The organism is Synechococcus sp. PCC 7335 (genome assembly GCF_000155595.1).
Taxonomy (GTDB): domain Bacteria; phylum Cyanobacteriota; class Cyanobacteriia; order Phormidesmidales; family Phormidesmidaceae; genus Phormidesmis.
Genome location: NZ_DS989904.1, coordinates 4,697,507 through 4,720,099, shown reverse-complemented (window position 1 = coordinate 4,720,099; position 22,593 = coordinate 4,697,507). Strand labels below are relative to the sequence as shown.

The following is a 22,593-nucleotide window of genomic DNA, read 5'->3' as shown; positions in this document are numbered from 1 at the left end:
TACATCGGTTATGATAGTTATATCGGTTGAGAACACCGCTTTCTTTTTGAAGCGCTCAGCCCATACGTACCTAACTACTCGGAATAATAATGACTACTACTCTACAACAGCGCCAAAGCGCTAGCTTGTGGGAGCAGTTCTGTCAGTGGGTTACCAGCACCGAGAACCGCCTCTATGTAGGTTGGTTCGGCGTGTTGATGATCCCGACTTTGCTTGCTGCCACTGCCTGTTTCGTAATTGCGTTCATCGCAGCACCCCCCGTCGACATCGACGGTATCCGTGAGCCGGTGGCTGGTTCACTGATGTACGGCAACAACATCATCTCTGGTGCGGTTGTGCCTTCATCTAACGCGATCGGTCTGCACTTCTACCCTATCTGGGAAGCAGCTTCTCTAGACGAGTGGCTCTACAACGGCGGTCCTTACCAGTTGGTTATCTTCCACTTCCTCATCGGCGTCTTCTGCTACATGGGTCGTGAGTGGGAGCTATCCTACCGGTTGGGTATGCGTCCGTGGATCTGTGTTGCTTATTCTGCGCCCGTCGCAGCGGCAACTGCAGTATTCTTAATCTACCCCTTGGGTCAGGGTTCGTTCTCTGACGGCATGCCGTTGGGTATCTCTGGTACCTTCAACTTCATGTTGGTGTTCCAGGCAGAGCACAACATCTTGATGCATCCCTTCCACATGTTGGGTGTAGCGGGTGTATTCGGTGGTTCTTTGTTCTCAGCTATGCATGGTTCCTTGGTAACTTCTTCCTTGGTACGTGAGACTACAGAAACTGAGTCACAGAACTACGGCTACAAGTTCGGACAGGAAGAAGAGACGTACAACATCGTTGCAGCGCACGGCTACTTCGGTCGTCTTATCTTCCAATACGCAAGTTTCAACAACAGCCGTAGCCTCCACTTCCTATTGGGTGCATGGCCAGTCGTTGGTATCTGGTTCACAGCGCTAGGTATTTCTACTATGGCGTTCAACCTGAACGGGTTCAACTTCAACCAGTCGATCATTGACTCACAGGGTCGTGTGATTGGTAGCTGGGCGGATGTATTGAACCGAGCTAACTTGGGTATGGAAGTAATGCACGAGCGCAATGCTCACAACTTCCCGCTCGACCTAGCAGCTGGTGAAGCAGCTCCTGTTGCTCTCACAGCTCCTTCTATCAACGCATAGATCTTTTTTGTCTAGCGTTGACTGGACGATTACGATTTGATTAGTTGATTAGCGTGAATCCTTTTGTCAGATGCCTAGCATTCTGATTAGGGTTCACACCCAAAAAAGCGCTTCCTTCGGGAGGCGCTTTTTTTGTTGGCTGCATCTTGGGAAACTGGCCATTGTAGAAGCGGTATCTTAGTGGTCAGCTATTAGTTGAAAGGCTCGCTAGATTATCTACTGCGACAATCTGCACTTTATCGTCACAAAGCTAAGGATGAGGACTTAGACCTTTACCTTATATTGTGTAACTGCTAATTTGAAAGACTTGTCGAAGGTGTTAGTTGGGGCGATCGCTTAAGTCGCTTTAATTCTTGGTGTGCATCCAAGTGCTTGGTGTGCCGATCAATGACTTCACGCGAGAGTTGAGAAAGATACTTGCGAAACAATGTTTCTGCTTCCTGAGGGTATGGTTTAGACATATCAGCTAGCACCCAGCCAATACCCGTTTGGATAAAGCGCTGATCGTCTACGACTAACTCTTTTATGACTTGCTCAATCAGGCTGTGATACTGTGTGTCCTGCGTCGCACGGCGAAAAGAGACGATGGAAGCTCTTTTTTGCCATAGGTTTTGAGCGCTGCGCCACTCGGCGATCGCCTCTGCAGCAGCTAATCCATGCTGAATAATGGTTGGATCTAGCACCCGCACGCAAAACCAGTCCGTCGTAGACCAGTCGAAAAAGTATCCTAATTCAAACAAGTCAGCACTAAAGGAAACCAGCTGTGGCCATGAAAGCGTCTTACGTAGAAACTTCTGAAGATAGATGATCCCTGCAAACTTATCCTCAGCAAATCGACTTTGAACTAGCGCCTTGCATAGCGCTAGCTGCTCTTCAGTCGAATACTGGCTGAGGTCATTTTCTCGTTGCCAGCTAATCACTAACTGCGTTGCTATCGGCGTTTTCACGCCCCGATACTCAATCGCTCCTTTTAGGTAGTTGTCAAACCACTGTTTCGTTTTCTCATCAGCCGCGGAAGATAGCTGTACTGTCAAATCCTCCGCCAATGCCTGCTTGCGCTGTTCAAAGTTTACAGCGTGAGTCATTGGTTTAGTCCTCACTAGCTTTAGAAAACCTATCTCTGAAAAAGATTGATTTCGCCTACATCAACAGCAGCGGATCTTGCCAAAACCCATTCTACCGTTTCAATAATGTCTGTCATTGGAATAGGTGTTTGCTGCGAAAATCGACCTGTTTCAATGTCACTGATTACCTCTTCAGTCGCGATGTTACCTGGATTGATGAGGGTGAAGCCAATTCCCTCATAAGATAGGGCTAATCGGAGGGATTGAACCGCACCTCTTAACCCAAATTTAGAAGCAGTATTGGCAACTTCTTTTGAGGCAGAGTGTTCTAACCCAGAAAGAGATCCGATGTAGAGGGCTCTTGGATTTTCAGCCATAGCAAGGTTCTTTGCTAACCCTTTAGTTAGCTCAATCGGCGCCACCAAATTGACAGCGAGTACAAAGCGGGTTTCTTCATCCGAGCTGTTTTGAAAGTTAAAGGCATCGGTAAAGGCGTCCTTCTCCCAAACACCGCCCATATAAAGCAGGGCGTCAAGTGGAGAATCGCCGATGGCTGCGATAACTTTCTGTATCCCAGCAGCTGTCGAAATATCCGCTGATATCCATTTTCCTGCTTGAGCAGCCGTGCGCGAAACCGAGTAGACGCAGTGTCCGTGGTGGTGGAAGTGGCGGGCGATCGCCCCTCCAATTCCTCGACTTGCCCCTACTACCAAAAGGGTCTTACTCATATGTCTTGCTTGATATGTCTTGCTTGTATGCCTGGCAATTGTTCTTACTAGAACGAAAAATCTACAGTCGCTTCCGGCAAGATCAGCATGGCATCGCCAAACGAATAGAAGCGATAGTCCTGCTCAATCGCTGCTTGATAGACCGTCATCAGTCGTTTGCGACCAACTAATGCACTGATCATCATTAACAGGCTAGAGCCTGGGAGATGGAAGTTGGTAATCATCCCGTCTATCACCTGCCACTGATAGCCTGGGTAGATGAAAAGATCGGTTTTGCCACGGTAGGGTTGCAGTTCACCGCAGATTGCCGCTACCCCTTCTAAGGCTCTAGTTGAAGTGGTGCCGACGGTAATGACTCTGCCGCCATTGGCTTTCGTTTTTTTAATTCTCTTGACTGTTTCGGCAGAGACTTCAATACGCTCTTTGTGCATCTCATGCGTTTCGATATCACTCACCTCGACCGGACGGAAGGTTCCAATACCCACGTGCAAGGTGATTTCAGCAGTCTGAATACCTTTTGCATTCAGTTTATCGAGCAGAGATTGTGTGAAGTGAAGTCCGGCGGTAGGGGCTGCGATCGCACCTTGCTTCTGGGCAAACACCGTTTGATACTGTTCTGGCAACGATGTCGACTCAGTGATGTAAGGGGGCAGCGGCATCTGGCCGAGTTGATGGATAAGCGCATCAATCGTCTTATCTACTTTTGGCAGCAGCCTGATGATTCGACCACCGGTGGATTCATCGCGCGATTCTACGAGCGCCGACATCAAAGGCTGAGCACTATCTCCAAACACAATCTCAGTTCCCGGTGGAATTCTTCTACCCGGACGGACCAGCGCTAGCCACCTATCGTCTACTGTGGGTTCGATTAACAGTACTTCAACTGATGCGCCGCTGACTTTCTGACCGTACAGTCTAGCAGGAATCACTTTTGTGTCATTGAAGATTAGTAAGTCACCAGGCATCAGCCAATCGCCTAAGTTGTAAAAATGGCTATGACGATGGCTTTGGGGTCCGTCTATGACCAGTAATTTGGAGTGATCGCGTGGCGTGACTGGATTTTGCGCAATTCGACCTTCTGGCAGGAGGTAGCTATAGGCACTGAGCTGATGATCTGGGTTCGAGGATTGGTAATCTCTTGCCGAAGTGTCTGTCATGAAATAGGCATCCATACCTAGAGAAATATCTATGGACTATTTTGATTTGGTCTATAACTCGACTACGAAAGTAAAGTTTCTAGTAAAGCCTTGAGGCATAATGAAAAAGCGTTCTGAGTGGAGTAAGGTGTCAATACAGCTGTGAGCGTAAGATTTAATTGTTGGCATTGATCGCAACCTTATCTATCACAACACTTTGAGACCCTAGATACTTCAAGACTGTAGATATTTTAAGACTGTAGCTCTCTCTTCATCGACTGATGGAATACATCTACTACTTATCGAATGTAAGTCTATCGCTACGGGTGGTTGAGCGGTTGCTGTGCGCTACGCAGCTGCCTGTAGAGTTCATCACGGTTATCCACCAAATTAATGGGTGGATTGTCAAAGTCAAACTGCACGATAGTGCTACAGAGCGATCGCAGCAAAACTTCCTGGCTTTTCTCAACGAGATTGGTACGCCCTACGAGCCTGGATTTCGAGTGCGTATGGCACTGTGGGGTTTAGAGATGGGCCAGTCTGCGGTAGATGTGATGCGCCGCTATCAGGTTGCAGTCGTTTCACATGGCAAACCTGATCGCGTAGAAATAGAAGAATTTCGAGAGCAGTTTGTCACAGGTCTTGGCTACTGCCCTGAAACGCTGGCGTAGCTTTAGCGCCCGACAAACTTGACTTTAGCATTTAGTCTCAGATGCACTTAGCCTCAGATGACTCTTAGCAGAATGCGTTTTGTATGTATGCCTGTAGACCTAGGTATTGCTGGGTACTTGGTATCTGCAAGCTAAGTCGATTTCGTGGAGGCATTATATGACAGCTAACGAGTGCTAGATCAAACCGACAGGGAAGCTCCGATAGATGCGGATGCCTTACTAAGAAATAGCGAGCCGTCATCCTTATCTTTTGCTGTTTAGAGCGGGTCAGCGCTAGTAGCCCATCCGCGTCCCAGTTCCCTTTGCTACGGGTTTTTACTTCGATAAAAGCTAGCGTTTCAGCCTTTAGACTTCCTTGTCCGCTGATTCCTTTAGCAATCAGGTCGATCTCGCCAAACCGACTGTGCCACTGGCGCTGTAATATCTGGCAGTTCTTTTGAGTGAGCCATTGGCAAACTAGCTGCTCGCCATAGTTACCTAAGTCCTGAGGATTGAGCACGGCAGCGAAACCAGAGTCTGAGTGAGCATAGATAGAGCATGCCCTGTTGCAGCCATCAGGTCTGAAAGTCAGATCTCAATCTTGAACGTAGTCTGTGCCGTTGATCAAGGCGATCTCTGCTCTGACAAACTCGCGACCTAAATAAGCAGCATGGTCTAGATAGGTGAGCGGGCAGGGATTGTCTTTATCTTCAAAAATTTTCATGCACAGCTCTTTAGCCGTGCGGCCTGTGAAGATTGTCGTTTCTTGACGACTAGTATTACCTCGCACTGACAAAGGCTTACCTGTTTCTGGATCGCAGGCGAGACCTTTCTCGTTGATGGTGTTAGTAAAATGTTTGGCACAGATTAGAGCGGCTGCTCTGTCTAGATAGATTAAGAAGTAGCCCGCTGGATCGAGGTCTATGTAACGTTTAGAGAGCTTGTCGTCTAGCGCCGCTAAAGCTTGTTTTATCGGCCTTGTCGCTTCTGACTTGGTGGGGGTTGCGGTTGTCATTAGAAGGTCTAAATCGCATAAACTGCAGGCTCATCATTTTATCGCGATGGGTTCGAGGTAAGCGCGTTCAGTTTGCAAACCTTGTTGATAGGATGCGAATAAAGGCGCTCATGTAAAGGATTCTAAGTCTTTGAAGGAACCTGCTTTTCTAAGTCTACTGTTCTATCAGGGGAACATCTTCGATGCGGTGTTTGATGGGTAGATTGGCGTTGATCTCGTCTATTTGAAATTGTTCGGCCTGATTAATGCGACCGATGTAGTTTTCTAAGATTTGTCCGAGCTTGGGTGAATAGAAGCGATGCAAGCTGTAGTTTGGGGTAGCAGGAAAGCCTCTGCGCTTTTTGTGTCTGCCGCCGGCACCTGGATCGAAGGTTTGGATGTTGTTGGCGATCGCCCACTCGATCGGCTCATAATAGCAGGCGCTAAAGTGCAGATTGTTGTATTCCTCAAATGAGCCCCAATAGCGGCCGTAGAGGCGATCGCCTTTGGTCAAACAAAACGACATACCAACTGGATCGTCGGGGTTCTCTTCCGTGTAGGCCGCAAAGATGACAACGCGATCTTTCCACGCTGGAAAAAGCTGACGGAAGAAGTCACGAGTTAAGTACTTACTGCCCCACCAACCGAACTTATCGCAGGTATCGCTGTAAAAGTCATACACCTTTAGGCAAAGCTCCGGCGTCAGCGACTCACCCGTATGCACCTTAAAATGTATGCCTGCTTTGGCAACTGACTTGCGCTCCCGCTTGATATTCCGCCTTTGATTGGCATTGAACTGAGCTAGATAGTCATTAAAATCGCCGAAGCCTCGGTTTTGCCAGACATAGCTGTGATGCAGCCACTTGTGAAAGCCTAGCGCCTCTATCTGTGCCTGCCACTCTGGATCGACGTAGAGAAAATTACAGCCAGATATTTTGTGCTGCAAGCAAAACTCATCAATTATCTGCACCATCGCCTGAGTCAGCACCGACTCATCTTCAGTCGGCGCAATCAAAAACCGATAGCCTTCTGCTGGGGTAAACGGCGACATTCCTAACAGCTTTGGATAATACTCCACGCCAAGCTGCGATGCTACTTCAGCCCACTGATGGTCAAATACAAATTCACCATAGCTGTGCCCTTTTAAATAGAGCGGAGCCGCCGCAACCAGCACGTCGTCTTTCCACAGCGTCAGGTGGTTCGGCAGCCAGCCAGTATTCGGCCCAGTACTGCCGGAGGTTTCCATATTGCTCAGCCAGTCCCACTCAAAGGCCGGGGTTGGCAACGGCATCGCCATCGCATCCCACTGCGCGGCTGAAATATCTGATAAACGACTCATCCAGCGGGCAGTGTACTGCACTTGAGTGGTTGACACGATTGATCTTAGGTTGTGAGACTTTTCTATAGGTTAGTAGAAGTTCTAAGAAGCGGGGGAGCAGAATCAGTAATATCTGGAGCAAAGTTGATGCGAAGGTGGTTTTATCGGCAACTGGGTAGCTACAGCGCTGATGAGGCATTCCGCCTCTGCTGAGTGTCGAAGGCGTCGATAATTGGCTATTCCCACTGGTGTTGCCTAGCTTCATCGACTATCTCCTCAGCCTCTTCGAGGGGGATACCATAGCGATCGCTCAAAAGTTGGGGAAGGCGATCGCAGTCGCGATTAGGATTCACATTGGGCTGTTGAGCATAGGCAGGCAGTGCGACATTGCACAAGAAAGGCGAAGGTTTTGCTTTGAGCTGAAGCGGCTCAAGATTTAGCGCTTCTCGTGAATTAATGAAGAACAATAAGGCCCCACTGAGGTTAGCATCGCTGAGATTGGCATCCCTAATCAGGGCACAGTTGAGGTCAGTCCTGCTGAGGTTGGCACATCTGAGATTAGCCCCACTGAGATTGGTATATTTGAGATTAGCGCCGCTGAGGTCAGCATATCTAAGCTCAGCCCTTTTGAGATTAGCCCCAATAAGGTTCGCGCCGCTAAGGTTGGTGTATTTGAGGTTGGCCTCACTAAGATCAGCGCTGCTGAGGTCAGCACAGTTGAGGTCGGCGCCACTGAGGTCGGCGCATCTGAGATTAGTCCCACTGAGGTTCGCGTTGCTGAAGTTGACATCACTGAGATCAGTATCATAGAAGTCAGCGCCGCTAAGATCGGCATTACGGAAGTCGGTACCGCTGAGATCTGTAGTCTTCGTACCTTTTTTAGTCGTGCGGAGATTGAGTAGCAAAAAGACGCCACCAGTAACCGCTGCAAGTATCCCTAGATCGCTGACTAAGCTCTCGCGGCGTGGGCGAGTCAGGGTTCCTTCGCTATGAACTAGGCGAGCGGCCTTTAGCTGTAGCCTGCCAGCAGGGGATGCCCAGAGCCCCCACATCATTAAGAGAGAGATTGGAGCTGCGATCGCGCCAACCCGCCACCATATGTTGCGATGCATCTGCGACTGCCACCGCTTGAGTTGCTTCCGCATTCTTGAGATTTCCTCACTGCTGCTCTTATTATTGCTTTCCTCAATTCAGGAACGCTCGATTCTTTATGCACCCTTAAACACCCTAGTCAATAAAAAAGTAGGGGTTGCAAAGCGTTTTCCAATGACTACACCTGTCGTGTCTCGTACCTAGTTGACTCCCGGACGTATACAACACAACAGGCTACATACGGAGTGGGCTATCGTTGTTAGCGTGTGTATTTGATGAGACCTGAAGGGGAAACGGCACTATGCTTTGTTCGGAATATTTGGGACAGATGAAGCCTTTTGACAAGCTGCCTCCTGACCGGTTGGAGTGGATATGCGATCGCGCTGAACCTATCCCTCTATCGCCGGGCGAAGTGCTTGTCCGTCAGGGTGAAACCTCTTTGGGTTTCTTCATCCAAGTCAGCGGTCAAATCACCGTTACCCAGCACACCAACGGCGCTGATATGCCGGTCGGTCGCCACGATAGTCCTTCCTTCTTCGGTGAAATTCAGGTCTTGACCGAAGATATCGTGCCAGTAACATTAACTGCTGATACTAAAACAGAACTCTATCGGCTAAACTGCCCAGACTTTTTAGATCTGGTTCATAGCTGCCGAGAATTCGAGAGAGATATTTTTCGTACCGTCGGTCAAAGGCTACGCGGGCTAGAATCTTTTATTCGCACGCGCGAGAAGATGGCTGCGCTTGGCACGTTGTCCGCTGGTCTAGCTCATGAGCTCAACAATCCAGCGGCGGCTTTGGTCAGGGTAATGAAAGATATCAAGCCCGCCATGCTAGAGCTACAGCGGATGAATTTGGTATATGGACAGCATCAACCGGATGAGGAACATACTCGGCAGTGGACGGATGCAAGGGATCGGGGGTTTGAGGCGATCGCTAATCCAGATAACGATCCGCTAGCGCAAGGCGATCGTGAGGATGCCCTTACTGACTGGCTAGAAGACTACGGGGTTGAAAATGCCTGGGAGCTTGCCGAACCCTTAGCCGCCGGCCAAATCGAACCCGAAACGCTAGATAGGTTAATTGACTGCTGGCGCAACGAGAAGACTGAAATGCGAGATATGGGTATCCGTTGGCTCGCGCTCTCCTTTGATGTAATGGGTATGATTCGTAACGGTCTAGATGGCGCAGAACGTATCTCTACCCTAGTTCAGTCGATGAAGTCCTATTCGTATATGGATCAAGCTGCTCAACAGCAAGTAGATATCCATGATGGCATCGAAGATACCTTACGCCTATTTGCCTTTAAGCTAAAGCATGGCATTCAGCTCAAACGACAATATCACAGTGATCTGCCTAAAGTGACTGCCTTCGGCAGCGAACTTAACCAGGTTTGGACGAACCTAATTGACAATGCTATCGATGCGCTGAATGAAGCATCAAACAAACCATCAGACGCAGCACTAGCCAACCGCACGCCGACTATCATTATTCGCACGTGCCAGAAGGATGCGAATCTGATCGTAGAGATAGAGGACAACGGTCCTGGCATCCCGCCTGAGGTCAGAAGCAGAATTCTAGAGCCTTTCTTTACGACGAAGCCGATGGGTAAAGGATCAGGGCTAGGTCTCGATCTAGTCAGACGAATCGTTCAAAACCGTCATAAAGGCAGTCTACTGATAGAGTCAGAGCCTGGTAGAACCGTCTTCTCTGTGCGGATACCTGTCTAGCACATTAGTCCGCAGGCCAGAGGTAATTTCTATGGCTGCTTCTATTCTGCAACCAGTTCACTATTGACTTCATTCACCGGACGACGTCTTAGTTCCACAGATTCCTCGCGAGGAAGTAGGTCAAATACTTCGCGTAGCTTGTCATCGACTTGCTCATAGCTAGTCTGACCAACTTCATTAAGTACGACATTGTTCTTGGCATCGAATACAACGGTCTGTGGCACTGATCCTTTGAAGTAGTAGCCTGCCTCGTTGGGTTGGTAGCTGTCTTTGAGAGGGATAGAGTCGGCAGCGACAGGTACAAAGTTGGCGGCTCTACCGTAGGGCGCTTGCAGCTGAGAGACGACCGACGAAAACACTTTGCTGTCTTTGCTGTCGTCTACATAGAAAAATAGCAGGGTAGGCTTGTCCTGCTTGAACGACTGAGCCAGGTTGAACTTTGGCGGCACAATCGAACCGTTGCCCGCGTATAGTGCATAGATGTTGCCATCGTAGTTGTCATCATCTATGCCGGCCCAGGCAGGCGTCATCCAGAGGCTAAAAAGGGTAGCCGCACACAGCGCCACTATGCCAAATCTACGAAAAAAATGAACCAGCATACCTATCTATTTCTCTATTTCCAACTATCAAAACTTGGATGAATCGCGGCCAGCAATTAGTCTGCGCTGTCATGCTCTAGTAGCCATAAGGCTCTAGTAGTCCTAGGCTCCTTCAAAACTGGCAACGATTGCTTGCAACGTTTCCCTATTGTCAATGTAGCGGTCTCTTCTTGTCTAGCTAGCTACCTAATAGTAATTGTCACTGCCTTTGATGATGATGTGTAGATACACGAACTAGAGTGTGCCTGGCAACGAAAACTCACTGTCCTGATAGCTGCACTGCCAGTGAACTTATCAAATAAAAGTCAAATGAAAGTTGTAAGCGCATCAATTGCTTTATCGAGCCTATGCTTTAAGCACTTAGGGATATGCTAGATGTAGTTTTGACAAGGTTTGCTAGGAAGATTGAGCAAGTTAGCCAAAGCATAGCAGAAGAAAGATCTCCTGTTTCCCTTTATGCTGGAGGCAGCTATATTAGAATGCCCTTTTAATCCTCATGCTCAGAGCCGGAATTGTTGGACTCCCCAACGTCGGAAAATCTACTTTATTCAACGCGGTTGTCGCGAATGCGAAGGCTCAGGCTGCAAACTTTCCTTTTTGCACCATAGAACCGAATGTGGGAGTCGTTGCAGTGCCCGACGAGCGGCTTGGCACACTCGCCGATATTTCTAGCTCGAAAGAAGTTACTCCGGCGCGCGTAGAGTTTGTTGATATTGCTGGTCTGGTGAAAGGAGCTAGTCAGGGCGAGGGACTGGGCAATCAGTTTTTAGCGAATATCAGGGAAGTAGATGCCATTATTCACGTAGTGCGCTGCTTTGAGAGTGATGACATTATTCATGTGTCGGGCTCTATCGGACCGCTGCGCGATATTGAAGTCATCAATTTAGAGCTAGCGCTTTCGGATCTAAGCCAGATTGAGAAGCGGATGGAACGGATTCGCAAGCAGGCTCGCAACAATAAAGAAGCGCAAGCTGAGCTGGATATCTTAGAAAAGCTACAGCCTGTGCTAGACGAAGGTAAGGCTGCTCGTACGGTAGAACTTGACGATGACGAATCGCTGATAATCAAACCATTGGGTTTGTTGACCCGTAAGCCTGTCATCTATGCGGCGAATGTCTCTGAAGATGACTTGGCTACGGGCAATGAGTGGGTTGAACAGGTGCGCTCTCAGGCGGAAGACGAGGATGCTCAAGTCGTTGTGGTCTCTGCTCAAGTTGAGGCAGAGCTGCTAGAGATTCCTGAAGATGAGCGAGCGGACTTCTTGGAAGCTTTGGGGGTAGAGGAAGGTGGATTGCAGTCGTTGATTCGCGCAACGTATGATCTATTGGGCTTGCGAACCTATTTTACGACCGGACCGCAGGAGACAAGGGCCTGGACTATCAAGGCTGGGATGTTAGCTCCCCAGGCAGCAGGAGTGATTCATACTGATTTTGAGCGCGGCTTCATTCGCGCCGAAACGGTAGGTTATGAAGACTTGGTAACGTCTGGATCAATGACAGCGGCAAAAGAGAAAGGATTGGTCCGTAGTGAAGGTAAGGAATACACCGTCAAAGAAGGGGACGTGATGCTATTCCGGTTCAACGTGTAGTGATGTTTAGCGATCGCTTAATTTTATCGTGAACAGAATTGCGATTGAACTCAGTACGATAGGTTATATAAAGTCACCCATAGATAAGCCCATATACTCATGGATACCAAAGCCTTCAAGCGCGAACTCAACCATTCCGAGCACTATTATCGCAACCAGGGATTTGGAGAGAAAGCTGCGATCGCTGGGCAGATGCGCTCGGAGTACGAAAGCAACCTTATCCAAAAAATTAGAGCGAATGGCAATTTGCTAGTCGACGGTGAGGTGACTATTCACCTGGCTGAGTCTTTTGGTTTTTGTTGGGGCGTAGAAAGAGCGGTTGCTATGGCCTATGAAGCGAGAGCTCACTTTCCCGAACAGCGCTTATGGATCACCAACGAAATTATTCACAATCCAGAAGTGAATCAGCAGCTAAAGGCGATGGATGTTCATTTCATTGAAGTCAAAACGGGGACAAAAGATTTTTCGGGTGTCGGTAGAGGCGATGTCGTAATTTTGCCTGCTTTTGGCGCTAGCGTACAAGAGATGAAACTGCTGCATGATAAAGGCTGCACCATTGTCGATACTACGTGTCCCTGGGTTTCTAAAGTTTGGAACACGGTTGAAAAGCATAAGAAAAAAGCATTCACCTCTATCATCCATGGCAAATATAAGCACGAAGAAACCGTAGCGACTACCTCATTTGCTGGAACGTATCTAGTCGTCTTGAACCTCGCCGAAGCCGAATATGTGGCTAATTACATTCTAGAGGGCGGCGATAGAGAAGATTTCCTTACCAAGTTCACCAACGCTCACTCTGAAGGCTTTGATCCTGATCGGGATCTAGATGCGGTTGGTATTGCTAACCAAACCACCATGCTCAAGGGTGAAACCGAACAAATTGGCAAGCTTTTTGAGCGCACAATGCTGAAGAAGTATGGTCCGGTGGAATTTAATCATCACTTTCACAGCTTTAATACCATCTGCGATGCCACCCAAGAACGACAGGACGCCATGTTCAGTCTGGTAGAAGCTGATATCGATTTGATGGTTGTCATTGGCGGGTTCAACTCATCGAACACGACCCATTTGCAGGAGATCGCGGTTGAGAGAAGCCTTCCCTCATTCCATATTGACAGCGCCGAAAGAGTCGGGCCAGGTAATCGAATTGAGCACAAACCCCTCCATAGCGACGAGCTATCAGTAGAGTTAGACTGGCTACCCGCAGGCAAGATTTCAGTCGGTGTGACTTCGGGTGCATCCACGCCTGATAAAGCGGTGCAAGAAGTCATTGAGAAAATATTTGCTATCAAGGCGAAAGTGCCAGCTAGCGTCGGCTGAGCCAACTATAAAGCTGCTGACAGTATCATTCGATCTCTTTGAGTTTGGCGGTGATTCTCCCTACGTTTTCTGTGTCTTTGCTTGCTCTAAAGATATCTAAGGCTTGGTTGAGATCTTTGGTTGCTTGTTCAATGTTTCCCAGCATCTCGTAATTGATGGCCCGGTTGACATAGGCATAGGCAAAGTCTGTTTTTAGGGCTATGGCTTGAGGGTAGTCGGCGATAGATTTTTCGTACTGCTCTAAGTTGTGATAAGAATTGGCGCGGTTGTAGTAGGCGGCGGTGAGGGTTGGTTCTAGCGCGATCACCTGAGTGTAATCCGTGAGCGCACCTCTATGATTACCTAGCTCGTCGCGCACTAGCCCCCCGGTTAACTAGCGTGGTGGCATTGTCTGCTTCTAGCAGTACTGCTTGATCAAAACTCTCAAGTGCCTGGTCGAGATTACCCCTTTGGGTCTGAATAATTCCCTGCTGTTGCCAGTCTTCAGCGGTTTCTGGCGTGGCTGAACAACTACTAATCGTGCTGATAGATAGGGCGATCGCCAAGGTGCAAGCTGACTTTTGAAAGGTTCGATACATGCCTAAACCTATTGACAAAGACTATCTAGCAGCGGCTTGCCTGATAACCATTCTTGACCCCTACTCCGGGTCTATCCGTACCCAAAGAGTCTATCCGTGCCCAATGGCTATCCAATATTGACAGGTGTTGCAAACAGAACTACCCATCCACAGGCTAGGACTAAGGCTATGACAATTGATAACAAACTCATTTCGCTTTTTAGATCAGCTTCTTGGGAGCTAGTTTCCTAAATATTTTGTCAACTATCTAGGTCCATCGTAGGGAAGGCGTTGCCAGTCGGGATCGATTTGCTCAAGCCAATCTTCACCGACGCGAATTGTTATATCAGAATCGATGTCGCCTGTAGACTCAGAGACAACTCGACCCAAATCCAAAATTGACTTAATTTCCCTAGCGCTACCAACATCACCGCGCTGAACGACGACGGCAGTCTTGCGCTCTACCTTGGGCCAGTTCGGAACGACGTAAACATTAAAGAAGCCTTGCTCTCTTAGATATTCGGCCATAGAAGAGCTAGCATATCGCTCATCAGTCGCATTTTGTACCGCTACACTCAAGTTGCTGAGCGCCCAGTCAGAAGGCGTCTCGTAGTAGTTAGTGTCTACATCGTTGACCAGTTCGATGGTGTCCGCGTCAAAATACGTGCGCATAATTTCGCTATTCACCAACGGATCAGATAGCCAGTAGCTGGCGAGATACTCTTCTGGAGCGCTAAACCGGCCCGGTAGCATTACCATCTGCATATCTTGAGGTTCTAAATCGAGACCAAAGCCTGCTAGTGCAAGCAGTTCTTCTACGGTGAGGTTGGTATCTATACGCTTTTGTAAAACTCGAATAATCTGCGGTAGTTTGGGCAATACAGTAGGGTTAGTCAATCGCCGCCGTAATGCTTTGAGCAAAACTTGCTGCCTTTGCACTCGGCCAATATCTCCATAGGCATCTTGCCGAAATCGCGCAAACTGCTCTGCCTGATCGCCGGTTAAAGTTTGTAGGCCAGGGTCTAAGTCGATGACAAGTCCTTGCGTTTTGTCTTCGTACTGCATAGCCTTTGGCACTAATATTTCAATGCCTCCGACGAGATCGACAATTTCTTTAAAAGCAGCGGTACTCACTCTGATGTATCGATCAATTTCTACGTTACTGAAGTTGTGGCTAACCGTTCGAGCTGCCAGCTCCGCACCGCCTTCAGCATTCGCTTCATTGATTTTACTGAACCCGTAGTCCGGAATCTCAACTCGAGTATCTCGAGGAATGGACATGACGTTGACGATGTCCGCTTCTGGATCAACGCGTACGAGCAGCATTGTATCGGTACGCCCCACCAGATCTTCTGGGTCTGCTCCTTCGATGTCTCTTGCCTCATCTAGACCCATAACGAGAATATTGATAGGACGAGAAACTTGATAGCGAAATCCAGAACGCCATAGATCGCTAAGAGGTGGGGCGATCGCTTCACCATTGACCTGACGAGGCAAAGGAAAGGTGATGACCGCAATCATGCCTAAGCTAGCTGTTACTAGAGCAGTAGATACAAAAGCCGCGCCGAGCAGCGTATTTCTTAGGAGACGATGAACGCTGAAGCGAGAAGTCTGGTTCGGTTTTTGACCAGTATTTTGACCAATACTTGAGGTTGTAGACTTGGTTTCGGTAGTGGGGGTAACCGTTTGTTTCGATACCTGCTTGCTGGCTTCTACTTTGGCTTCTACTCTGGCTTCTGCTTTGGGGGTGTCTTTAGAATTTTCGTGGTCTAGAGTAGGTGGTAATTGAATACGTTTGGTATCACCAGGATTATCACCAGGGGTATGGCTAGTATCGGCAGAAGATGACTGCGTTTCAGCACCCTGTTTTGCCCCATTGGATTTCGATTCTTGGGGTTTCGATTCTTGGGGTTTCGATTCTTGGGGCTGAGTAGTCATGCTCAATAGCGACGGCGGTTAGGTGTATTAGCAGAAGAGTTAGCTCGCGACTAAGTAAGTTGCTACCGAAATTGATAGGTGGTTAGTCTCAATTAACACACGAGGGTACCAAATGCTCGTAAGATGGCTCGATGTCTATGAGACAGTTTTTGAGTAGATAAGGAAATTGTTTAGGGAAACGCTATCTCCATAAGGGAAGTACGAGCGGGCCATCCAATCTAATGCCATCCTAATAGTTGCTGTTCCTAGAGAGCCCTTCTTTTGGGCTTGCAACTTAATTAGCGCTAAGCGACTAGACAGCTGCCAATAAGTAAACACAGAAATGTGATAATGCCCACAAATTTACGATTTGTTATTAATTATTAAGATAATTGTAGCTTATTAACTACCATCCACTGAAAGCCAGAGGGTAGGATAGTCCGAAATCTTAGATAGCGTGGTAGCAGTTATGGCTCGTTTTGTTCCTATTATTTTGGCGGGCGGAAAAGGTGAACGTTTCTGGCCAGTCAGTCGGCTGAAACGTCCAAAGCAGTTTCTTTGCCTAGATGGAGGGGATCGCTCGCTGCTACAGTGCACCGCTGATCGGCTGCTGCCATTGTCTGGCTGGGACGATATGTTTGTCATTACCGCTGCTCATATAGCAGAGGGCGTCAAAGAACAGTTGCCTGAGATGCCGACTGAAAATATTTTGGTTGAACCGCAGGGCCGGGATACTGCGCCTGCGGTTGCGTGGGCGACGATTGAGGTGGCTAGGCGATATGGCGATGATGCGGTTTGTGGCTTTTTCCCAGCTGATCACTACATCACAGATGAGCAACGCTATTGCGACACGCTAAGAGCCGCAACCGATCTAGCAGTGAGCAAAGGCGCGATCGCCACCTTAGGCATTACGCCTACCTTCGCCTCTACCGGCTATGGCTATATCGAGCAAGGCAGCCCATCGGGCAGCTTTAGTTCAGGCAGTGTTAGTGATCTACTGGCATACGAAGTCAGTCGCTTTGCTGAAAAGCCTGACAAAGCCACTGCCAACTCGTTCTTAGAGAGCGGTAACTACAGCTGGAACAGTGGTATGTTCATTTTCCCGGCAGCAGTCATGCTAAGCGAACTCAAGACCCACGCGCCTGAGATGACTAATGCACTGATCGAGAAAGGAGTAGACGCCTACGCCACGCTCGAAAAGCTGAGTATCGACTACGCGGTAATGGAAAAAACTGATCGCGCCTATGTCGTTCCTGCTGATTTTGGCTGGGATGATCTAGGTGATTGGAACGCGATTGAAAGACTGCTAAAAGGCGAAGCTGATAACGTAGAGATGTGCGAGCATGTTTCTATTGATACCGTCGGTAGCATCTTGTACAGCGCTAATCCGGATGAGGTTGTTGTCACCATTGGATTAGAAGATATCGTGGTGGTACGCGATGGCAATGCTACCTTAATTGTGAAAAAGGATCGGACTCAAGAAATCAAGCAGGCTGTCAAAGCGCTAGGTAAAGAAGACCGATTTCAACATTTACTGTAGCCCTAGCAGGCAGATACTTTGTAAATATCTGTAGACAACGTTACGAGCTTAGTACTAGAAGTCCAGGTACTAGAAGTCCAGTTGCTCACTGGCACAAGCCAAGATCAATCCGTTTATAGGCGTTGTTAGTCTATGGGAATATTTTCAATATGGCCGTCGGATCGGCCGTTAGATCAATCGATATGAGTCAGCTAAAAAACGTTTTGAATCGTCACTGGTGCGCTAGGGTAGCCGTCTTGCTGTGTGCCAGCGTTTTCTGGGGTAGCGCTGCGTTACCTGGGCGTGCTGATCAGACCAGTCACGGTTCAGATACGCTCAGAACCTATTCTATAACTCGGCCTGAAGTGGTAAAGGCGCTGCTGGCAAATAACCGGATTGTTCTTAGTATCAGTGATCGCAGAGTTTACCTATTTGACGGTAATGAACTTGTCAACAGCTATCCAGTAGCAGTGGGCACACCCGAGACGCCTACGCCCATTGGAGAGTTTGCTGTGACGCAGCTAGTCGTAAATCCGGTATGGCAAAGTCCGTGGACTGGGGAAGTGCGATCGCCTGGTCCGAATAGCGCTTTAGGTCTACGGTGGATTGGGTTTACCAGCAATAGTGAAGGCTCATTCGGCTTTCACGGCACGCCTACTGTAGAATCAATTGGTCATGCCGCTTCTAATGGTTGCGTACGCATGCACAACGCCGATGTCATCGAACTGTTTTCTCAAGTAGCGATCGGGACGACTGTTTCAGTCATCCCTTAACGACGGCTAGTCATGTGTGCGATATAGCCTTCGCATTCCACTTATCGATACTCAGTTTACGCCACAACTCATCGCTGAAACGGTTGTTCTATAGCTTTGGTCACTTAGCTTACGGCATAGTCATTGGCTATAGCCCTTGTGTTTTAACAGGCTAAGTGAGTCGCAATGCACGTAGGCTTTGCCTTCTCGCAGAGTATGCATCCGCACATTGCTATACAAAGCCAGCAAAGCGTCCGTATCTACAGCTCTACTTCACGGCCGTTGTATAGATTCATCGAGCGCTCTACGCCTTTTCTTAGACTTAAATCCACAGCATCAACTGCCATTGGAATCACCGCATCGACAATTTTTCTATCACTCGGAGAAAATCGACCCAGTACGTGCGAGACTACAGCACCATCGCGATCGCCACTCTTATCCGCACTGCCTACCCCCACTCTTAGTCGTGGAAACTCCTTTGTTCCTAAATGAGAGATGATTGACTTCATCCCATTATGACCGCCTGCGCCACCTGAGAGCCGCATTCGTAGCCTGCCGGTTGGCAAATCCATATCGTCATATATCACCAGCACAGCAGTCGGCTCTAGCTTATACCAATCCAAAACAGCACGTACCGCCTGCCCCGACCTATTCATATAGGTAGTCGGCTTTAGCAGAACAACTCGCTCTCCTGCACTCCAAAACTCGCCTGTCGCACCCTGGAAGCGTTTGTTGGGTGTCAGTGAAACGTTTGAAAAACTGTTTGCTAGCGCATCGATAATTTCAAAACCGATGTTATGTCGCGTACGTTCGTATTTCGTGCCTGGATTGCCAAGACCGACAATAAGTCTAGGCCGCACAACTGTCAAAGCGTCGATAGTTTGTTTATCGTTGCGTTGAGTACTTGGGGGTGTCCCTACCATCTTTTCTTGCGCTGTTAGCTATGCTGGCTGCGACTCATCGGCAGTCTCAGCGACTTTGGATTCGTCTAGCTTGGTTTCAGTTGCCTTGGTCTCAGTTGCCTTGGTCTCAGTTGCCTCAGTCTCGGAGGTCTCAACAATCTCTGCTTCGGTCATTGAGGCCGCCTGAGAACCCTGATTACTTGTATTTTTAGCCGTCTTGTCAGCGTTGTCTTTCCCTTTTCCCTCAGAGATAGCCCTAGGCTTCTCTAGAGTTGCTTTCATCGGCTCTACTGTTTTCTCGATCCGCTCAGCTTCTTTCTTGAACTCAGTCTCGAATTCTTTTGTGGCATCTTGAAATCCTTTCATTGCCTTACCTAGGCTACGGCCAATCTCTGGTAGCTTCTTTGGCCCAAATACTAGCAAGGCCACAATCATAATTAGGCCCATCTCAGGCAGGCCAATTCCAAAGATGTTCATTTTTTCATGCTTCCAATGAGTGTTCTATTGCCTGCTCTTGTCATCTGAAAAAGCTACTGCCTAAAATTATGAAGGGCCGGTGTACTACACACCCGCCCCCATTAAACATCAGCACTATGAATTAGCAAAAGCTAGATACTTGCTCAGATAAATGCCCAAATGAGTGCCTAGATGAATGACTAACTAGTTGAACTGTAGCTAGCTAGCAGTAGACAGAAATACCAGTAAGATACCCGTAAGTAGACAGCGAGCTAGTTACCGAGGCTTCTCCAATCGACATCGACGTTATTAATGATAAGAGAAGAATTGTATAGCTGAAGAATGATCAGCAAGAACACGAGGAACAGAACCATAAACACGCCCATTACCGGCGTTGTTCCCCAGCCTGGGGAGACCTTACCGTATTCAGAGTTCAAGGGCTTTAGGAGGTTGCCCAACTTCGTGCGCTGTGCCATGGGAAGACCGGAGGTAAACTTTACTTTATATTCTGTAATATCATAGAGGAAATTACGAAAAAAGCTAAATGGAAAACTTAGATTCTGCAACAGTTCTTATTGTGTCGGTAGCGACGATTGTCTTTGCCTTCACTGCGTTTGCCGTATATACAGCGTTTGGTCCGCCGGCGAAGCAGCTGAGCGACCCGTTTGAAGATCATGAAGACTAGGTTTAGTCATAGGACCCTAAAAGGCCCTATGACTGGTGCGAAGTCCTACGGCGCTATCCTAAGCGTGAGGACCCAAGCGTGAGGACCCAAGCGTGAGGCAGTCAAGGCGAGTAGGAAATTAAGTTGATAGGGCAACTCCAGAGCGATTATCAGAGCGATTAAAGAACTTGGAGATTCTAGAGTAGGTGCGCTAGAGTTAGCGCACCGCTCCTTGTTGCCGCCGTCATTAGCATCACAATTTACGTTAGTTACGTTAACTAGTTGTCTTAGAAAGGTACTTGCCTTCCTAAAACTTTGCTCGAACATAGCAGCGAGTGCTAAAATCGAGTGCTCTAATCATCACACCCTTACTATTGTTCGGCTAGGCCGTTATTAACCTGCAAATGATCAAGATTCGACTAAAGCGCTATGGGAAAAAACGCGAAGTTAGCTATCGCATAGTCGCTATGCGCGCTCAAGACCGCCGTGATGGTCGTCCGCTAGAAGAGCTCGGTTTTTATAATCCTAGGACCGATGAGACTCGGTTGGAAGTGCCTTCGATTGTCAAGTGGCTCAAAGAGGGTGCTCAGCCGACTAAAACTGTCGAGCACCTGTTAAAGAAGGCGAATGTCTACGAACAGCTTAGTAGCTAGCTAGGATTCCTTACTTTCCTCACTTGTAGTATGAGTCAATTGGAAACGAGCCAATTGGATAGACTCATTTTCGACTTGATATAGGTAGAGAACATGGCTGACTACGAAGCATTAGCGCGATATCTGATGGAGCCTTTTCTGGATAAGCCAGAAGAACTCAAGTTCCATACTGAATCTTTGTCTGGTGGCAAGAAGCTCTGGCTAAGAGCTGCTTTCGACGAAGATGAGGATAAGGGTCGGGTATTCGGTCGAGGGGGTCGCAACATCAAGGCGATCCGCCAGACTATTATGGTCGCTGGCAAGCTTGAGGAGATGACGGTTAACCTAAGTGTCTTTGGTGAACCTCAGCCTGAGAGGTCCGAACGCAGTGGCGGTGGCCGTGGTGGCGATCGCGGTGTCCGTGGTGGTCGTGGTAGCAGTCGTGATAGACAGCCGCCTCAGCGAGCAAGCACTAATCCTGCGCCACCGAAGAAGAAACCCAAGCTTTGATTCAGCTAGCAAAGGCTCGATTGAAGGGTCTTGCCTGAGGGCCACAGCTACTACAACTTGAAGCTAACTGAGGCTAAGATTTTAATTTCTGTTAGATTCAATCTCTAAATATATTTATCTGAATATATGAAAGTGAAAGCGTTAGGCTGAGGGTGCTTGCATCGCTTGGCCTTTTTTTACTCTGCGTCGGATGATAGTAGGCGATTGACGTTAGCACTATTACTGTTGGGATTACTTCTGGTTTTTACTACTAGCTGAATGGGAAATTATAAGCTGGGCTTGATGAGTCCTGAAAATGCGATCGCACTAGCAGGGCCTCGAGAAGAAAATATCAAACGGATTGCCCAACAGACAGGAGCCGTCGTGGTGCTGCGAGGCAGTGAGCTGACTATCGCCGGCACCGAAAACCAGGTAAACCGTGTCAAACGAATTGTAGAGACCTTGGAGCCTACCTGGAGCCAGGGACAGGCGATCGCGGTGACTGATGTGCTGACTGCTATTCACGCGCTAGATACCCATAGAGCCGAAGAGCTACAATCAATTCAGAAAGACGTTGTCGCCACCACTCGCCGTGGCCAGGTTATCCGCGCTAAAACCTTCCGCCAGCAGCAATACATCAAGGCGCTGCGTACTAGCGATCTCACCTTCTGTACAGGGCCTGCGGGTACAGGTAAAACCTTCTTGGCGGCAATGGTTGCTGTCAAGGCGCTGATGAATGAAGAATACGAACGGCTAATCTTAACTCGGCCTGCGGTAGAAGCCGGAGAACGACTAGGATTTTTGCCAGGCGATCTGCAAGAGAAGGTGAACCCTTATCTGCGTCCGCTGTACGATGCTTTACACGAGCTATTAGACCCTGAGCGTATTCCGCATCTAATGGAGAAAGGCGTGATCGAGGTGGCCCCGCTTGCCTATATGCGAGGACGAACTTTAAGTAACGCGTTCGTGATCCTAGACGAGGCCCAAAATACAACACCCGCTCAAATGAAAATGGTGCTCACTCGTTTAGGATTTCATTCCCGGATGGTAGTTACTGGCGATGTGACCCAAACAGATCTTCCTCAGTATCAGCAGTCGGGTCTGTCAATGGCCACTAAGATTTTGAAGAACGTCGAAGGGATTGATTTTTGTGAGTTGACCAAAGCAGACGTCGTTCGTCATGCTTTGGTTCAGCGAATTGTGGCGGCTTACGAGCAGTTTGAGACAAAAGTATAAGACTAAGTACCCAAGCAAAGGGCCTAAGCACATCGCTTTAGCTATTTTATGGCCCCCATCTATCGCCTCAAAGGACTAG

General features: G+C 48.4%; 24 protein-coding genes and 1 pseudogene. 11 read left to right on the top strand and 14 right to left on the bottom strand.

Annotated features, from left to right (window positions below; all coding sequences use genetic code 11):
- The first annotated feature begins 89 nt into the window (after window positions 1-89).
- A complete protein-coding gene (psbA, locus tag S7335_RS19760) occupies window positions 90-1,172 on the top strand; it encodes a photosystem II q(b) protein (RefSeq protein ID WP_006453575.1) in 1,083 nt (360 codons plus the stop codon).
- 293 nt (window positions 1,173-1,465) lie between these two features.
- Here psbA and S7335_RS19755 read toward each other — a convergent pair whose 3' ends face one another.
- The 3 genes from S7335_RS19755 to queA are packed head-to-tail and all read right to left on the bottom strand — an operon-like array spanning window position 1,466 to window position 4,121.
- Window positions 1,466-2,257, bottom strand: a complete 792-nt coding sequence (locus tag S7335_RS19755) for a DNA alkylation repair protein (RefSeq protein ID WP_006454027.1) — start codon at window positions 2,255-2,257, stop codon at window positions 1,466-1,468.
- Between the two features lie 29 nt (window positions 2,258-2,286).
- Window positions 2,287-2,964 (bottom strand): SDR family oxidoreductase, encoded by a 678-nt coding sequence (locus S7335_RS19750; protein ID WP_006456923.1) that lies wholly within the window; start codon window positions 2,962-2,964, stop codon window positions 2,287-2,289.
- A gap of 47 nt (window positions 2,965-3,011) precedes the next feature.
- On the bottom strand, window positions 3,012-4,121 hold the full coding sequence (gene queA, locus S7335_RS19745) for a tRNA preQ1(34) S-adenosylmethionine ribosyltransferase-isomerase QueA (protein ID WP_157620337.1): 1,110 nt from the start codon (window positions 4,119-4,121) through the stop codon (window positions 3,012-3,014).
- 260 nt (window positions 4,122-4,381) lie between these two features.
- Between queA and S7335_RS19740 the strand changes: the two genes are divergently transcribed.
- Window positions 4,382-4,771 (top strand): hypothetical protein, encoded by a 390-nt coding sequence (locus tag S7335_RS19740; RefSeq protein WP_006457362.1) that lies wholly within the window; start codon window positions 4,382-4,384, stop codon window positions 4,769-4,771.
- A 64-nt stretch (window positions 4,772-4,835) separates the two neighbouring features.
- Here the strand turns inward: S7335_RS19740 and S7335_RS19735 are convergent, their stop codons facing one another.
- The 4 genes from S7335_RS19735 to S7335_RS19720 all read right to left on the bottom strand — a co-directional run bounded on the left by S7335_RS19735 (window position 4,836) and on the right by S7335_RS19720 (window position 8,207).
- Window positions 4,836-5,270: a YraN family protein gene (locus tag S7335_RS19735; protein ID WP_006454997.1), complete on the bottom strand. Its 435-nt coding sequence runs from the start codon at window positions 5,268-5,270 to the stop codon at window positions 4,836-4,838.
- Between the two features lie 75 nt (window positions 5,271-5,345).
- The gene (locus tag S7335_RS19730) at window positions 5,346-5,765 is read right to left on the bottom strand and encodes a DUF4346 domain-containing protein (protein ID WP_006454682.1); all 420 of its coding nucleotides are present in this window, start codon (window positions 5,763-5,765) and stop codon (window positions 5,346-5,348) included.
- A gap of 154 nt (window positions 5,766-5,919) precedes the next feature.
- Complete coding sequence (locus S7335_RS19725) at window positions 5,920-7,083, bottom strand: GNAT family N-acetyltransferase (RefSeq protein ID WP_198011469.1); 1,164 nt, start codon at window positions 7,081-7,083, stop codon at window positions 5,920-5,922.
- 215 nt (window positions 7,084-7,298) lie between these two features.
- Entirely contained in the window at window positions 7,299-8,207 is a 909-nt protein-coding gene (locus S7335_RS19720) for a pentapeptide repeat-containing protein (protein ID WP_006454761.1), read from the bottom strand.
- Between the two features lie 248 nt (window positions 8,208-8,455).
- Here S7335_RS19720 and S7335_RS19715 point away from each other — a divergent pair, with 248 nt between their 5' ends.
- A complete protein-coding gene (locus S7335_RS19715; protein ID WP_038016567.1) occupies window positions 8,456-9,883 on the top strand; it encodes an ATP-binding protein in 1,428 nt (475 codons plus the stop codon).
- 41 nt (window positions 9,884-9,924) lie between these two features.
- On the opposite strand, the gene S7335_RS19710 is transcribed toward S7335_RS19715, so the two are convergent.
- Window positions 9,925-10,482 (bottom strand): thylakoid membrane photosystem I accumulation factor, encoded by a 558-nt coding sequence (locus S7335_RS19710; protein WP_006456916.1) that lies wholly within the window; start codon window positions 10,480-10,482, stop codon window positions 9,925-9,927.
- Between the two features lie 496 nt (window positions 10,483-10,978).
- Here S7335_RS19710 and ychF point away from each other — a divergent pair, with 496 nt between their 5' ends.
- Together ychF and S7335_RS19700 are read left to right on the top strand one after the other, a co-directional pair.
- Window positions 10,979-12,070: a redox-regulated ATPase YchF gene (ychF, locus tag S7335_RS19705; protein WP_006456577.1), complete on the top strand. Its 1,092-nt coding sequence runs from the start codon at window positions 10,979-10,981 to the stop codon at window positions 12,068-12,070.
- Between the two features lie 99 nt (window positions 12,071-12,169).
- Window positions 12,170-13,390 (top strand): 4-hydroxy-3-methylbut-2-enyl diphosphate reductase, encoded by a 1,221-nt coding sequence (locus tag S7335_RS19700; protein ID WP_006456003.1) that lies wholly within the window; start codon window positions 12,170-12,172, stop codon window positions 13,388-13,390.
- Between the two features lie 25 nt (window positions 13,391-13,415).
- On the opposite strand, the gene S7335_RS19695 is transcribed toward S7335_RS19700, so the two are convergent.
- The 3 genes from S7335_RS19695 to S7335_RS19685 form a co-directional block, all read right to left on the bottom strand.
- Complete coding sequence (locus S7335_RS19695; protein ID WP_038016565.1) at window positions 13,416-13,748, bottom strand: tetratricopeptide repeat protein; 333 nt, start codon at window positions 13,746-13,748, stop codon at window positions 13,416-13,418.
- The gene (locus S7335_RS19690) at window positions 13,729-13,968 is read right to left on the bottom strand and encodes a hypothetical protein (RefSeq protein WP_006455308.1); all 240 of its coding nucleotides are present in this window, start codon (window positions 13,966-13,968) and stop codon (window positions 13,729-13,731) included. The genes S7335_RS19695 and S7335_RS19690 overlap by 20 nt, the downstream gene beginning before the upstream one ends.
- 243 nt (window positions 13,969-14,211) lie before the next feature.
- A complete protein-coding gene (locus S7335_RS19685; protein ID WP_006455762.1) occupies window positions 14,212-15,885 on the bottom strand; it encodes an LCP family protein in 1,674 nt (557 codons plus the stop codon).
- A 448-nt stretch (window positions 15,886-16,333) separates the two neighbouring features.
- Here S7335_RS19685 and S7335_RS19680 point away from each other — a divergent pair, with 448 nt between their 5' ends.
- Both S7335_RS19680 and S7335_RS19675 read left to right on the top strand, forming a co-directional pair.
- On the top strand, window positions 16,334-17,404 hold the full coding sequence (locus S7335_RS19680) for a mannose-1-phosphate guanylyltransferase (protein ID WP_006455667.1): 1,071 nt from the start codon (window positions 16,334-16,336) through the stop codon (window positions 17,402-17,404).
- A 182-nt stretch (window positions 17,405-17,586) separates the two neighbouring features.
- Complete coding sequence (locus S7335_RS19675; protein WP_006457594.1) at window positions 17,587-18,156, top strand: L,D-transpeptidase; 570 nt, start codon at window positions 17,587-17,589, stop codon at window positions 18,154-18,156.
- Window positions 18,157-18,395: 239 nt separating this feature from the next.
- Here the strand turns inward: S7335_RS19675 and pth are convergent, their stop codons facing one another.
- From pth to psbH, 3 genes and pseudogenes are all read right to left on the bottom strand, one after another.
- Window positions 18,396-19,004 (bottom strand): aminoacyl-tRNA hydrolase, encoded by a 609-nt coding sequence (gene pth / locus S7335_RS19670; protein ID WP_227500075.1) that lies wholly within the window; start codon window positions 19,002-19,004, stop codon window positions 18,396-18,398.
- Window positions 19,005-19,295: 291 nt separating this feature from the next.
- Window positions 19,296-19,514, bottom strand: a pseudogene (locus tag S7335_RS28925) (TatA/E family twin arginine-targeting protein translocase); the annotation flags it as partial.
- A gap of 251 nt (window positions 19,515-19,765) precedes the next feature.
- A complete protein-coding gene (psbH, locus tag S7335_RS19660; RefSeq protein ID WP_038016562.1) occupies window positions 19,766-19,969 on the bottom strand; it encodes a photosystem II reaction center phosphoprotein PsbH in 204 nt (67 codons plus the stop codon).
- Window positions 19,970-20,037: 68 nt separating this feature from the next.
- Here psbH and psbN point away from each other — a divergent pair, with 68 nt between their 5' ends.
- The 4 genes from psbN (at window position 20,038) to S7335_RS19635 (ending at window position 22,514) form a co-directional block, all read left to right on the top strand.
- Window positions 20,038-20,178 carry a photosystem II reaction center protein PsbN gene (psbN, locus tag S7335_RS19655; RefSeq protein WP_006457718.1) on the top strand — a complete coding sequence of 47 codons (141 nt, stop codon included), beginning with the start codon at window positions 20,038-20,040 and terminating at the stop codon, window positions 20,176-20,178.
- A gap of 383 nt (window positions 20,179-20,561) precedes the next feature.
- Window positions 20,562-20,810, top strand: coding sequence for a 30S ribosomal protein S16 (gene rpsP, locus S7335_RS19645; RefSeq protein WP_006454975.1), 249 nt, complete (start codon window positions 20,562-20,564; stop codon window positions 20,808-20,810).
- A gap of 93 nt (window positions 20,811-20,903) precedes the next feature.
- Complete coding sequence (locus S7335_RS19640) at window positions 20,904-21,299, top strand: KH domain-containing protein (protein WP_006455717.1); 396 nt, start codon at window positions 20,904-20,906, stop codon at window positions 21,297-21,299.
- 258 nt (window positions 21,300-21,557) lie between these two features.
- Window positions 21,558-22,514 (top strand): PhoH family protein, encoded by a 957-nt coding sequence (locus tag S7335_RS19635; protein ID WP_038016558.1) that lies wholly within the window; start codon window positions 21,558-21,560, stop codon window positions 22,512-22,514.
- Window positions 22,515-22,593: the final 79 nt, after the last annotated feature.

Excerpts from the sequence above, each read along its gene's own strand:
- S7335_RS19750 (WP_006456923.1), bottom strand. The coding sequence starts at position 2,964 with ATGAGTAAGACCCTTTTGGTAGTAGGGGCAAGTCGAGGAATTGGAGGG.
- S7335_RS19640 (WP_006455717.1), top strand. The coding sequence starts at position 20,904 with ATGGCTGACTACGAAGCATTAGCGCGATATCTGATGGAGCCTTTTCTG.
- psbA (WP_006453575.1), top strand. The coding sequence starts at position 90 with ATGACTACTACTCTACAACAGCGCCAAAGCGCTAGCTTGTGGGAGCAG.
- S7335_RS19710 (WP_006456916.1), bottom strand. The coding sequence starts at position 10,482 with ATGCTGGTTCATTTTTTTCGTAGATTTGGCATAGTGGCGCTGTGTGCG.
- ychF (WP_006456577.1), top strand. The coding sequence starts at position 10,979 with ATGCTCAGAGCCGGAATTGTTGGACTCCCCAACGTCGGAAAATCTACT.
- S7335_RS19700 (WP_006456003.1), top strand. The coding sequence starts at position 12,170 with ATGGATACCAAAGCCTTCAAGCGCGAACTCAACCATTCCGAGCACTAT.
- S7335_RS19730 (WP_006454682.1), bottom strand. The coding sequence starts at position 5,765 with ATGACAACCGCAACCCCCACCAAGTCAGAAGCGACAAGGCCGATAAAA.
- S7335_RS19680 (WP_006455667.1), top strand. The coding sequence starts at position 16,334 with ATGGCTCGTTTTGTTCCTATTATTTTGGCGGGCGGAAAAGGTGAACGT.
- rpsP (WP_006454975.1), top strand. The coding sequence starts at position 20,562 with ATGATCAAGATTCGACTAAAGCGCTATGGGAAAAAACGCGAAGTTAGC.
- S7335_RS19755 (WP_006454027.1), bottom strand. The coding sequence starts at position 2,257 with ATGACTCACGCTGTAAACTTTGAACAGCGCAAGCAGGCATTGGCGGAG.
- S7335_RS19685 (WP_006455762.1), bottom strand. The coding sequence starts at position 15,885 with ATGACTACTCAGCCCCAAGAATCGAAACCCCAAGAATCGAAACCCCAA.
- S7335_RS19725 (WP_198011469.1), bottom strand. The coding sequence starts at position 7,083 with ATGAGTCGTTTATCAGATATTTCAGCCGCGCAGTGGGATGCGATGGCG.
- psbH (WP_038016562.1), bottom strand. The coding sequence starts at position 19,969 with ATGGCACAGCGCACGAAGTTGGGCAACCTCCTAAAGCCCTTGAACTCT.
- S7335_RS19635 (WP_038016558.1), top strand. The coding sequence starts at position 21,558 with ATGGGAAATTATAAGCTGGGCTTGATGAGTCCTGAAAATGCGATCGCA.
- S7335_RS19715 (WP_038016567.1), top strand. The coding sequence starts at position 8,456 with ATGCTTTGTTCGGAATATTTGGGACAGATGAAGCCTTTTGACAAGCTG.
- S7335_RS19740 (WP_006457362.1), top strand. The coding sequence starts at position 4,382 with ATGGAATACATCTACTACTTATCGAATGTAAGTCTATCGCTACGGGTG.
- S7335_RS19720 (WP_006454761.1), bottom strand. The coding sequence starts at position 8,207 with ATGCGGAAGCAACTCAAGCGGTGGCAGTCGCAGATGCATCGCAACATA.
- S7335_RS19690 (WP_006455308.1), bottom strand. The coding sequence starts at position 13,968 with ATGTATCGAACCTTTCAAAAGTCAGCTTGCACCTTGGCGATCGCCCTA.
- S7335_RS19675 (WP_006457594.1), top strand. The coding sequence starts at position 17,587 with ATGAGTCAGCTAAAAAACGTTTTGAATCGTCACTGGTGCGCTAGGGTA.
- psbN (WP_006457718.1), top strand. The coding sequence starts at position 20,038 with ATGGAAAACTTAGATTCTGCAACAGTTCTTATTGTGTCGGTAGCGACG.
- queA (WP_157620337.1), bottom strand. The coding sequence starts at position 4,121 with ATGACAGACACTTCGGCAAGAGATTACCAATCCTCGAACCCAGATCAT.